The sequence below is a fragment of the Pyrococcus woesei genome (genome assembly GCF_050496105.1).
Lineage (GTDB): Archaea > Methanobacteriota_B > Thermococci > Thermococcales > Thermococcaceae > Pyrococcus > Pyrococcus furiosus.
Window position 1 is genome coordinate 447,593 of record NZ_CP179867.1, and the last position, 12,276, is coordinate 459,868.

The following is a 12,276-nucleotide window of genomic DNA, read 5'->3' on the forward strand; positions in this document are numbered from 1 at the left end:
TTTTCATAACTCTAAATCAGGTGGTTAAATGGACCGCTATATCCTCTCTTTAGATGAGGGCACAACTTCCGCCAGGGCAATAATATTTGATAAGAACAGCAATGTTCTAGGAATTGGGCAGTATGAATTCCCTCAATACTATCCCAAGCCAGGGTGGGTAGAGCATAATCCAGAGGAAATTTGGGAGGCTCAAGTGAAAGCAATAAAGACTGCGATAGAGAAAGCCAAGATAGAGGCAAATCAAATAGCTGCTATTGGAGTCACAAACCAGCGTGAAACTACAGTTATTTGGAAAAAAGATGGGAAACCCGTTTACAATGCCATTGTGTGGCAGTGCAGAAGAACTGCTGAAATGGTTGAGGAAATTAAGAGAGAATATAGTGATGTCATTAAAGAAAAGACAGGTCTTGTTCCAGATGCCTACTTTTCAGCCTCAAAGATAGCATGGCTCTTGGACAATGTCCCTGGGCTTAGAGAAAAAGCGGAAAAAGGAGAGGTTATGTTCGGTACAATTGACACCTTTCTAATTTACAGGCTTACGGGAGAGCACGTAACGGACTATTCAAATGCCTCCAGAACAATGTTGTTCAACATTAATAAGCTGGAGTGGGATGAAGAGCTTTTAGAGATCTTTAAGATTCCCGATGGAATTTTACCTGATGTAAAAGAATCTAGTGAAATCTATGGCTATACAAAAATTCTTGGCCCAGAAATTCCAGTTAGTGGGGATGCTGGAGATCAACAGGCTGCTCTCTTTGGCCAAGCAGCATTTGAAGAGGGAATGGTAAAGGCCACTTACGGGACTGGAAACTTCATATTGGCGAATACAGGAAGAATGCTTCTTTATTCAGATAACCTCCTCACAACGGTTGCATGGGGGATTAATGGGAAGGTAAATTATGCCCTGGAAGGCAGTATCTTCATCACGGGAGCAGCTGTTCAGTGGTTGAGAGACGGGATTAAGATAATCAGCAATGCCGCTGAGACTGAAGAATTAGCTACTAAGTTAGAGAGCAACGAGGGAGTCTACTTCGTTCCAGCATTTGTAGGATTGGGAGCTCCCTACTGGGATCAGTTCGCTAGGGGGTTGATAATTGGAATAACAAGGGGAACTGGGAGAGAACATCTTGCAAGGGCAACCTTAGAGGCCATAGCTTACCTCACAAGGGATGTAATTGAAGAGATGGAAAAGCTGATACAGATAAAGGAGCTTCGCGTGGATGGTGGAGCCACTGTTAACAACTTCCTCATGCAGTTCCAGGCTGATATCCTCAATAAGAAAGTTATTAGACCTGTAGTTAAAGAGACCACTGCCCTTGGAGCTGCCTACTTAGCTGGTTTGGCCGTAGACTATTGGGAAAGCATGGAGGAGATATCACAACTCTGGAGAGCTGAGAGAGTATTTGAACCTCAGATGGATGAAAAAACTAGAGAAAAACTATATAGGGGATGGAAAGAGGCCGTTAAGAGAGCTTTAGGTTGGGCCAAAGTTGTGAGTTGAGGAGGGGGATAAATGATTAAGGTTGCGATAATTGGAGCGGGAATAACGGGAGCTAGTATAGCAAGAGTTCTAAGCAGATATGAAAACCTCGAGGTTCATCTAATAGACAAAAATCCCGACGTTGGTTGGGGTGTTAGTAAAGCAAACACAGCTTTAATTCATGGTGGATACGATGACGATCCAGATAAATACCCAATGAGGGCAAAGCTCTGTGTAAGGGGAAATAGACTCTGGCATAGATGGGTTAAGGAACTAGAAATACCCCACATATGGAATGGTGCCCTTGTTGTGGCATTGGAGGAGGAAGATTTTGACGAACTCGAAAAGCTTCTCGAGAGGGGTATAAGAAATGGAGTCCCCGAGATGAGAATCGTTGACAGAGAAGAGCTGTTTCATTTGGAGCCAGGGTTGAATCCAGAGGCAAAAGGAGCACTTTGGATACCAACGGTAGGTCAGATTGGCCCTATTCCTGCGGTAATAGCTATAGTTGAGAATGCCGTTGCCAATGGAGTCAAGATCCATCTCAACACCAAAGTTAAAGGAATAAAAGTGCAGAACGGGGAGGTAAAAGGAGTTGAGACAAACAACGGATTCATTGAGGCAGATGTTATAATAAATGCCGCCGGACTTTATGCAGATGAAATTTCTAGAATGGTTGGACTCGATTACTTCACTATTCATCCCAGGAAGGGTGAGTACTGGATATTTGACGATACCGTCCCAGGACCTAGGAGAGTTCTTTTCCCAACACCGACTCCAATTAGTAAGGGAATTGTAGTTACAACAGAGATAAGCGGTCATCTAATGATTGGGCCCAATGCCCAGGACTTGCCACCTGAAGAAAAGGAAAACCTGGCAACTACAAGGGAAGGACTAGAGGAGGTATGGGAGGGTGCAAAGAAGTTGTGGCCAAACCTTCCTCCAAGGAGCAAGGTAATAAGGACATTTGCAGGGTTAAGACCAGAGCCCACAGGTGGAGACTTTATAATTAAGGCTGAAGAAGAAGTCTTTGGTTTCATAAACGTTGCTGGAATCCGTTCTCCTGGACTTACTAGTGCCCCAGCAATTGCTTATGAAGTTGCAGAGATAATCCAGAGGGATCTCGGTATTAAGCTCATAGAAAAAGAAAAGTGGAACCCATATAGGAAGGATATAACAAGATTCTCAATGCTCTCTCCAGAGGAAGCAAACAGATTGATTAGAGAGAACCCTGCTTACGGAAAGATTGTATGCAGGTGTAACCTAGTAACTGAAGGTGAGATTCTAGAGGCAATAGAGAGAATGAAGTTCATAGGCGTTAAAATTCCAAGCATAGACTCAATAAAGTTTAGGACTAAAGCTACCTCAGGAACCTGCCAGGGAAGCTTTTGTAGGGTTAGGATAATTCAACTTCTCTCAAAGGCATACAACGTTCCACCCTGGGAAATTACTCTTAAGGGAGAGGGAAGCGAGATTGGTATAGGAGATGTTAAGGCATTGCTAAGAGGTGAGAACAGTGCTTGAGAGTTATGACGTCGTTGTCATTGGAGGAGGACCAGCTGGAATGGGTGCAGCAATTAAGGCCAAAGAGCTTGGCCTGAAGGTATTATTGCTCGATGACAACGATTTCCTGGGAGGAATTCTACCCCAGTGTATTCACCCAGGCTTTGGGCTTCACTACTTTAAAGAGGAATTAACTGGGCCAGAGTTCGCATACAGGCTGATAAACAAGTTAGATGGGGTGGAAGTAAAGACTTCTGCAAGAGTCATTGAGATTCAGAATTATTCTGACCTGGAAAAGTTTGTGACATATGTATCTCCCGAAGGTGTGAAAAAAGTTGCCACAAAGACTATTATCTATGCAGCGGGTGCTAGAGAAAGGCATGCGTTCGAAATAGGAATCGTTGGAGATAGGGTTGCTGGAATTTACACGGCTGGAGAGGCTCAGGCCCTCATGGATCTATATGGCATACTCCCTGGGAGGGACATAGTCATAGTTGGCTCTGGTGATGTGGGACTAATAATGGCCCGTAGATTTGCGCTTGAAGGATGCAATGTAAAAGCTGTAATCGAGCTAATGCCCTACCCAGGAGGACTTGCAAGAAATTTAATGATCCTAAAGGATTTCAACATCCCACTATACCTAAGCCATAAGGTAGTGGAAGTGAGGGGGAGAAAGAGAGTAGAGAAAGTAAAAGTGGTCAAGGTAGATGAAAATCTAAGGGAAATCCCAGGGAGTGAGTTTTGGATCGAAGCAGACACCCTAATAATTTCTGCGGGACTTATTCCAAACGTTAAACTTCTCCAGGAGATTGGAGTTAGGATAGATCCAGCAACTGGAGGACCAGTGGTTAATGACAGGCTCGAAACTTCCGTTCCTGGGATATTCGTGGCAGGAAATTCTCTGCTAATAAACGATTTAGTTGATTACGTTGTAGAACAGGGTGAAACAGCTGCCGAGGGCGCTAAAGAGTTTATAGAAAACGGGGGGATAAAGAGTACGAGATGGATAAAACTAGTTAAAGGAGAGAACGTTAGACTTGTAGCTCCTCACTACCTCAGCGGAGAGAGGGATGTGTGGATTTATGCAAGAGTTCAGAGACCCATAGAAGATGTAACTCTAGAATTCCCTGAAATAGGGAAGAAACTTCGTCTCCCAGTAGTTAAACCATCAGAAATGCTCAGAATAAAGCTTAGGGGGGAGGAGATTAGAAAGGCCAAGGAAAAAATAACGATGCAGGTGGTAAAGAATGAGTGAAGTTTATAGGCTCACTTGCATTGTCTGCCCCCTTAGTTGCTCTATTGAAGTTGAAATTGAAGCCGGGAAGATAAAGGATATAAAGGGCTACACATGTCCCAGGGGAAAAGAGTGGGCCATTGAAGAAATAAGGGCTCCAAAGAGAGTTGTCATGAGCGTGATTCCAGTTGAAGGAGGAAAATTGCCTACCGTAAGTGTTAAAACGGAAAAGCCAATACCAAAAGATAAGATCCCCGAGCTCATGAAGATGCTCGCCAAGTTAAAGCTCAAAGCTCCAGTAAAAGTTGGCCAGGTTGTTGGAGAATTTGAAGGAGTGAAGATAATAGCCACCAGAGAAGCCTAAACATTTATAAACTACTTCAGATTTAACCCCCTTCAGCTCACGATGATTTAGAGGTGATGCTCATGAGCGGAACCAAAAAGGTTGGTTCAGCCGGTAGGTTTGGTGCAAGGTACGGTCTCAAGATTAGAAGAAGAGTTGCAGCAGTAGAGGCAAAGATGAGACAGAAACACACCTGCCCAGTCTGTGGAAGAAAAGCGGTGAAGAGAATTAGCACTGGAATATGGCAGTGCCAGAAGTGTGGAGCTACATTTGCCGGTGGAGCTTACCTCCCAGTTACCCCTGCCGGAAAGGCCGTTAGAAGGATAACGGAGTGAATGTAATATGGTTGAGGCCGTGTATAGATGTTTTAAGTGTGGTAGGGAGGTTAAGCTAGACCTTTCCATAACAAGGGATCTCCGTTGTCCATATTGTGGTAGCAAGATTCTATACAAGCCAAGACCCAAGGTTCCAAGAAGGGTAAAGGCCATTTAGCTAACATTTTTAACCTTTTCTTTTAAACTTCCTAAGGGTAGCACCTATGATGCTGATAACTACTTCACATAGGCCTACCAGAAGAACTAGAAGTTTTGGTCATGATTTAGAGAGAGTATTCCCCAATTCTCTTTACTTGACTAGGGGGAAGAAGACCATCCAAGAGCTTCTCATGGAAGCTTATGACAGGGGATATGAGAGGCTTCTCATATTAAACGTTTGGAAGGGGAACCCCCTCAAAATGACATTCATAAAAGTCCACCCCGAGGATTGGGGTTATTTGGGATATTTGTATCTTCATGGTATAAAGTTGCAGAGGGAGATGGGATTTAAGGGGCTCAATCCAATAAGAGAGGATATGCCTTTAGTTGTTACGACTGCCAAAAGGGTTGGGTGGGATCACATTGCATTTGCCCAAGTTTTTGCTGAACTAACCACTGGAAAGTTTGTTCCCAGGGGAGATAAGAGCTTGACATACATAGCGGATAAATACGATACAGATGTAATTGCGGTTATTGAAAGGCATCCTAGAGGAATGGTTATAAACTTCTATAGGCTTGATGTTACAAAAGACAGGCCGGTTGGACCTCTAATCAACGTAAAGATATGGATCATGGAAGATGGTAGAAGATGGGACTACAAAGAGGCCCTAGGAATTAAGGTTCCACGGAGGGAAAAGGGTGAAGGCCAAGAGAGTTCAAGCGAAAATCGAGATTGAATTTCCCTCCGAAGATGTTGCTAAAGTTGTTTATGAAGCTGTTCTTTACGAGCACTTAAGCGTTCCATATAGGAGGAGTGAAATTGATTTCAAGCTGGAAGGGAAAAAAATAATCCTAGATATAAAGGCCACAGATTCCTCTGCCCTTAGAGGGACGGTCAATTCTTACCTCAGGTGGATAAAGGCAGCAATCGATGTAATTGAAGTTTAGAGCTTCAACTTTGAATGAATTCTCTCAACCTGGGAAAAGTTTTATAACCTAACTTTTTAAGTAAACCCGAGCAAGGTTAGAAGGTGGTGGAAATGGGTAGGAGAGAGGAAATGATTGCTAAGATCAAGGAGCTCATGCTCCAACCTGAAAGAATCAGGAATATTGGTATAGCGGCTCACATTGACCACGGTAAAACTACGTTGAGTGACAACCTACTTGCCGGAGCTGGAATGATAAGTGAAGAGCTGGCAGGAAAGCAACTAGTTCTAGACTTCGACGAGCAAGAGCAGGCCAGAGGTATTACCATTAACGCGGCAAACGTTTCAATGGTGCACAACTATGAAGGAAAGGACTACCTAATTAACCTCATCGATACTCCAGGACACGTGGACTTTGGTGGTGACGTTACAAGAGCTATGAGAGCCATTGACGGTGTTATAATCGTCGTTGATGCAGTGGAAGGAGTGATGCCACAGACCGAAACAGTTGTGAGACAAGCATTGAGAGAATATGTCAAGCCAGTCCTCTTCATAAACAAGGTTGATAGGCTTATCAGAGAGCTTAAGCTAACTCCACAGCAAATGATGGAAAGGTTCTCCAAGATAATTATGGACGTTAACAGGTTAATCCAGAGATACGCCCCCGAAGAATACAAGAAGAAGTGGATGGTCAGGGTTGAAGATGGTAGCGTTGCATTCGGTTCAGCTTATTACAACTGGGCCTTAAGCGTTCCATTCATGCAGAGAACTGGAGTTAAGTTCAACGAAATAATTGACCTAACTCTCAAGGGAGACAACAAGACTCTTAGGCAGAGAGCCCCACTCCACGTTGTAGTACTTGACATGGTCGTTAGGCACCTCCCAAGCCCAATTGAGGCCCAGAAGTACAGGATTCCACACCTCTGGCAGGGCGACATAAATAGCAAAATAGGCCAGGCAATGCTCAACTGTGATCCAAAGGGTAAGATGGTAATGGTAATCACCAAGATCATCATCGACAAGCACGCTGGAGAAGTTGCCACTGGTAGAGTTTGGAGTGGAACTGTAAGGAGTGGTCAGGAGGTTTACCTAATCAACAGCAAGAGAAAGGGAAGAATACAGCAGGTCGGTATCTACATGGGTCCAGAGAGAATAAACATGGAGGCCGTTCCAGCTGGAAACATCGTTGCAGTTACTGGACTTAGAGATGCAATGGCTGGAGAGACTGTTGCTGAAGAGCAAATCGAGCCATTCGAGGCCCTCCACTACGTGAGCGAGCCTGTAGTTACAGTGGCTATAGAGGCCAAGAATGTGAAAGACTTACCAAGGCTCATTGAGGCATTGAGGCAATTAGCCAAAGAAGACCCAACACTTCACGTTAAGATCGATGAAGAGACTGGACAGCACCTCCTCAGTGGTATGGGTGAGCTCCACCTTGAGGTCAAGCTCTACAAGCTACAGAAGGACTGGGGAATTGAAGTCGACGTTTCAGAACCAATAGTAGTTTACAGAGAGAGCATAACCAAGCCAAGCCCAATAGTTGAAGGTAAGTCACCAAACAAGCACAACAGATTCTACGTTGTAGTTGAGCCAATGCCAGACGAGATATACCAGGCAATTAAGGAAGGAATAATACCAGAGGGAAGGGTCAAGGATCCAAAGGCCGTAGCTAAGAAGCTTGCAGAGCTTGGAATGGATTATGACATTGCAAGGGGTGTAGTTGATATTTACAATGGAAACATGTTCCTCGACAACACAAAGGGTATCCAGTACCTCAATGAAGTTATGGATCTCCTCATAGATGGATTCCACCAGGCTATGGATGAAGGACCATTGGCCAAAGAGCCAGTAATGAAAGTAATAGTTAGGCTTGTTGATGCTCAAGTTCACGAGGACAACGTACACAGAGGTCCAGCTCAGATCTATCCAGCAATTAGAACTGCAATTCACTGTGCAATGATGAAGGCAGGCCCAGTCCTCTACGAGCCCTACCAGAAGGTCATTATCAACATCCCATACGAGTACATGGGTGCTGTTAGTAGGGAGATATCACAGAGAAGAGGTCAGCTCATTGACATGAGGCAAGAGGGAGAGGTAATGACCATAATTGCAGAAGCTCCAGTTGCTGAGATGTTTGGATTCGCTGGAGCAATAAGAAGTGCAACAAGCGGTAGAGCCCTATGGAGCACAGAGCACGCAGGATTCAAGAGAGTTCCAAATGAGCTTGCTCAGCAGATAATCAGGCAGATCAGACAGAGAAAGGGCCTTGACCCCAATCCACCAACAGAAAAAGACGTCTGTCCACTGTTCTGATTTCCTCTCTTTTCAAAAAATTTTTATTTTCTGGACTTTGGTCTATATTTGGTGATGAGATTAATGATTAGAGAGTTCTTTCAGAAATATTTTATTGACCCAATTAAGTATAATACTGGATATAACCCAGTTAACACGCTTGTCTATGCCATAATCTTGGGGATTGCAACTTTACTTGTATATAAAGTTCTAAAGAGGCTTAAAATTGAGATAAACAACGCATTCTTCAGAGCGCTAATTCCTTACATGATTTTTGGAGCGTTCACAAGAGCCTTAACAGATGCTGGAGTTTTTCCGAGAACTTATCTCACTGTTTCCCCTGGGATATACTTCCTGGTCTTTGTAATAGCATTTTCTGCCCTTTTAGTCTCACATAAATTCGCCAAAGATTGGAGGGGAGTTTTCTTATGGTTTGGATGGGGTTTAGTTATGGTAGATCTCGCTGCAATGTCTGCTAACATTTCCAAAATAAATTTTGATTTCGCTGTCTTAAAGTACTTCATTCCCTTCCTAATTCTTGCCGAACTTGTGGTCTTTCTCTTGTCAAAGAAAGTTAGTTTAGTTAGAGAGAACTCATACCTATTCTATGCCCACTTCTATGACGCAACCACCACCTTTGTGGGAGTAGACTTTATGGGCTACTGGGAGCAACATGTTCTCCCTAGGTTGCTAATTGGATTAACTGGGACTGCAGCAGTTATGTATGTATTAAAGTTCATAATCCTCTTCGCCGCAGTATGGCTACTTAAAGAACTCGAAAAGGAAGGGGAAGAGAAGGAGCTCTTGGACTTTATAAAAATGGTAATCTTTATACTGGGCTTTGCCCCAGGAACCAGGAATTTATTAAGAATGTTAATGGGGGTTTAAAAATGAAGCTTAAGTTCTGGAGGGAAGTAGCCATTGACATAATCTCAGATTTCGAAACTACAATAATGCCTTTCTTTGGAAACCCTGATGGGGGAAAGCTCGTAAAGATAAGCCCCAGTGGAGATGAGACAAAGCTGGTTGATAAGCTCGCCGAGGATTTAATACTTTCAAGAATCACAGAGCTTGGAGTCAACGTTGTGAGCGAGGAAGTTGGTGTTATTGATAACGAGAGTGAATACACCGTTATAGTAGACCCACTAGATGGTTCATATAACTTCATTGCTGGAATTCCTTTTTTTGCTTTGAGTCTAGCAGTATTTAAAAAAGATAAGCCAATATATGCAATTATCTATGAACCTATGACAGAGAGATTCTTTGAGGGAATCCCAGGAGAGGGAGCTTTTTTAAATGGAAAAAGAATAAAGGTAAGAAAAACCCCGGACGAGAAGCCATCAATAAGCTTTTATTCTCGAGGTAAAGGCCATGAAATCGTTAAACATGTAAAGAGAACTAGAACCTTAGGGGCAATCGCTCTAGAATTGGCATACCTAGCTATGGGTGCATTAGATGGAGTAGTTGATGTGAGGAAATACGTAAGGCCAACGGACATAGCTGCTGGAACGATAATTGCAAAAGAGGCAGGAGCCCTTATTAAGGACTCCGCGGGAAAGGATATAGATATTTCATTTAATGCAACTGATAGGCTTGATGTGATAGCCGTGAACAGCGAAGAGTTGCTAAAAACAATTTTAAGCTTACTGGAGTAGATAGTGTGATGTTATTAAGGAGAGACTTAATACAGCCTAGGATATATCAAGAGGTAATATACGCCAAGTGCAAAGAAACAAACTGCTTGATTGTTCTGCCCACAGGATTAGGTAAGACGCTGATAGCTATGATGATAGCAGAGTATAGATTAACGAAATATGGCGGAAAAGTTCTAATGCTCGCCCCCACTAAGCCTCTCGTTCTTCAACATGCGGAAAGTTTTAGGAGGCTATTTAACCTCCCTCCAGAAAAAATTGTAGCACTTACTGGAGAGAAGAGCCCAGAAGAGAGAAGTAAGGCCTGGGCGAGAGCAAAAGTAATTGTAGCCACTCCTCAAACTATTGAAAATGACTTATTGGCGGGAAGAATATCTTTAGAAGACGTTTCGCTAATAGTATTCGATGAAGCTCACAGAGCTGTGGGCAATTACGCTTACGTCTTTATAGCAAGAGAGTATAAAAGACAGGCCAAAAACCCACTTGTTATAGGGTTAACAGCCTCCCCTGGGAGCACTCCTGAAAAGATCATGGAGGTAATAAATAACTTGGGAATTGAGCATATTGAATACCGCTCCGAAAATTCTCCCGATGTTAGACCTTACGTTAAGGGAATAAGGTTTGAATGGGTTAGGGTTGATCTCCCAGAAATATACAAGGAAGTAAGGAAACTTTTAAGAGAAATGCTTAGAGATGCCCTTAAACCGTTGGCAGAAACTGTACTTCTTGAATCTTCTTCCCCAGACATTCCAAAGAAAGAAGTTCTTAGAGCTGGGCAAATAATAAACGAAGAAATGGCGAAAGGTAATCATGATCTCAGAGGCTTGCTTCTCTATCACGCAATGGCTCTTAAGCTACATCATGCAATTGAGCTGTTGGAAACCCAAGGGTTATCCGCCCTGAGGGCTTATATAAAGAAGTTGTATGAGGAGGCAAAAGCGGGATCAACAAAGGCTAGCAAGGAAATATTCTCGGATAAGAGAATGAAAAAGGCAATCTCACTTTTAGTTCAAGCGAAGGAGATTGGGCTTGATCACCCCAAGATGGACAAGTTAAAAGAAATAATTAGGGAACAACTCCAAAGGAAACAAAATTCCAAAATCATAGTTTTCACTAACTACAGAGAAACTGCAAAAAAGATAGTCAATGAACTTGTGAAAGATGGAATAAAAGCTAAAAGGTTCGTTGGACAGGCCAGCAAAGAAAATGACCGTGGACTGAGTCAGAGAGAGCAGAAATTAATTCTTGACGAATTCGCTAGAGGAGAATTCAACGTTCTAGTGGCAACGAGTGTAGGAGAGGAAGGACTTGACGTGCCGGAAGTTGATTTGGTTGTGTTTTATGAGCCAGTACCATCTGCCATAAGGAGCATCCAAAGAAGGGGTAGAACTGGCAGGCATATGCCGGGGAGAGTTATAATCCTAATGGCCAAGGGGACTAGAGATGAAGCATACTACTGGAGTTCCAGGCAAAAGGAAAAGATAATGCAAGAGACAATAGCTAAGGTGAGTCAGGCAATTAAAAAGCAGAAGCAAACTTCTCTAGTTGATTTTGTGAGAGAAAAAGAGAGCGAAAAGACCTCTCTAGACAAGTGGTTGAAAAAGGAAAAAGAAGAAGCAACTGAAAAAGAGGAAAAGAAGGTAAAGGCTCAAGAGGGTGTAAAAGTCGTCGTAGATAGCAGAGAGCTTAGGAGTGAGGTTGTGAAGAGACTTAAACTTCTTGGTGTAAAGTTAGAGGTTAAAACGCTCGATGTGGGAGATTATATAATTAGTGAGGACGTTGCAATTGAGAGGAAGTCAGCTAACGACTTCATTCAGTCAATTATTGATGGTAGACTTTTTGATCAAGTTAAGAGGCTCAAAGAGGCATACTCAAGACCGATAATGATAGTCGAAGGTTCTTTATACGGAATTAGAAACGTCCATCCAAATGCAATAAGGGGGGCAATAGCAGCGGTAACCGTAGACTTTGGGGTCCCAATAATATTTTCATCTACTCCAGAGGAAACCGCTCAATACATCTTTCTAATTGCAAAGAGGGAGCAAGAGGAGAGAGAAAAACCTGTGAGAATTAGAAGTGAGAAGAAGGCCCTTACCCTTGCCGAGAGGCAGAGGTTAATAGTTGAGGGATTACCTCACGTCTCAGCAACTCTAGCTAGGAGATTGTTGAAGCACTTTGGAAGTGTGGAAAGGGTATTCACTGCAAGCGTTGCTGAGTTAATGAAAGTTGAAGGCATAGGAGAGAAGATTGCTAAGGAGATTAGAAGGGTAATAACTGCCCCATATATAGAGGATGAGGAGTAGTGTACCCCCGGGGAGCGAAGCGGGCTCACAGCTCGCCGCTCGCTCCCCCGCCGCGGTTTCCCGGGGGCAA

Annotated in this window: 12 protein-coding genes; all 12 read left to right on the top strand. The window is 43.3% G+C overall.

Features of this window, described 5'->3' with window-relative positions; all coding sequences use genetic code 11:
• Positions 1–28: 28 nt before the first annotated feature.
• The 12 genes from glpK to ACMFNG_RS02695 all read left to right on the top strand — a co-directional run bounded on the left by glpK (position 29) and on the right by ACMFNG_RS02695 (position 12,206).
• Complete coding sequence (gene glpK, locus ACMFNG_RS02640) at positions 29–1,501, top strand: glycerol kinase GlpK (RefSeq protein ID WP_011013149.1); 1,473 nt, start codon at positions 29–31, stop codon at positions 1,499–1,501.
• A 12-nt stretch (positions 1,502–1,513) separates the two neighbouring features.
• Positions 1,514–3,004, top strand: coding sequence for an NAD(P)/FAD-dependent oxidoreductase (locus ACMFNG_RS02645; protein ID WP_011013150.1), 1,491 nt, complete (start codon positions 1,514–1,516; stop codon positions 3,002–3,004).
• On the top strand, positions 2,997–4,238 hold the full coding sequence (locus ACMFNG_RS02650) for an NAD(P)/FAD-dependent oxidoreductase (RefSeq protein WP_011013151.1): 1,242 nt from the start codon (positions 2,997–2,999) through the stop codon (positions 4,236–4,238). Before ACMFNG_RS02645 ends, ACMFNG_RS02650 begins: the two co-directional genes overlap by 8 nt.
• The gene (locus ACMFNG_RS02655; RefSeq protein WP_011013152.1) at positions 4,231–4,581 is read left to right on the top strand and encodes a DUF1667 domain-containing protein; all 351 of its coding nucleotides are present in this window, start codon (positions 4,231–4,233) and stop codon (positions 4,579–4,581) included. Before ACMFNG_RS02650 ends, ACMFNG_RS02655 begins: the two co-directional genes overlap by 8 nt.
• A gap of 62 nt (positions 4,582–4,643) precedes the next feature.
• Positions 4,644–4,895 (top strand): 50S ribosomal protein L37ae, encoded by a 252-nt coding sequence (locus ACMFNG_RS02660; protein ID WP_011013153.1) that lies wholly within the window; start codon positions 4,644–4,646, stop codon positions 4,893–4,895.
• Between the two features lie 7 nt (positions 4,896–4,902).
• Positions 4,903–5,052: a DNA-directed RNA polymerase subunit P gene (locus tag ACMFNG_RS02665; protein WP_011013154.1), complete on the top strand. Its 150-nt coding sequence runs from the start codon at positions 4,903–4,905 to the stop codon at positions 5,050–5,052.
• A 46-nt stretch (positions 5,053–5,098) separates the two neighbouring features.
• Positions 5,099–5,770, top strand: a complete 672-nt coding sequence (locus tag ACMFNG_RS02670) for a ribosomal biogenesis protein (protein ID WP_011013155.1) — start codon at positions 5,099–5,101, stop codon at positions 5,768–5,770.
• Entirely contained in the window at positions 5,733–5,981 is a 249-nt protein-coding gene (gene pcc1, locus ACMFNG_RS02675; protein WP_011013156.1) for a KEOPS complex subunit Pcc1, read from the top strand. The genes ACMFNG_RS02670 and pcc1 overlap by 38 nt, the downstream gene beginning before the upstream one ends.
• A gap of 92 nt (positions 5,982–6,073) precedes the next feature.
• Entirely contained in the window at positions 6,074–8,272 is a 2,199-nt protein-coding gene (locus ACMFNG_RS02680) for an elongation factor EF-2 (RefSeq protein WP_011013157.1), read from the top strand.
• Between the two features lie 63 nt (positions 8,273–8,335).
• On the top strand, positions 8,336–9,139 hold the full coding sequence (locus ACMFNG_RS02685; protein ID WP_011013158.1) for a DUF63 family protein: 804 nt from the start codon (positions 8,336–8,338) through the stop codon (positions 9,137–9,139).
• A gap of 2 nt (positions 9,140–9,141) precedes the next feature.
• Positions 9,142–9,906, top strand: a complete 765-nt coding sequence (locus tag ACMFNG_RS02690; RefSeq protein WP_011013159.1) for a bifunctional fructose-bisphosphatase/inositol-phosphate phosphatase — start codon at positions 9,142–9,144, stop codon at positions 9,904–9,906.
• 8 nt (positions 9,907–9,914) lie between these two features.
• Positions 9,915–12,206 (top strand): DEAD/DEAH box helicase, encoded by a 2,292-nt coding sequence (locus ACMFNG_RS02695; protein WP_430515194.1) that lies wholly within the window; start codon positions 9,915–9,917, stop codon positions 12,204–12,206.
• Positions 12,207–12,276 lie beyond the last annotated feature (70 nt).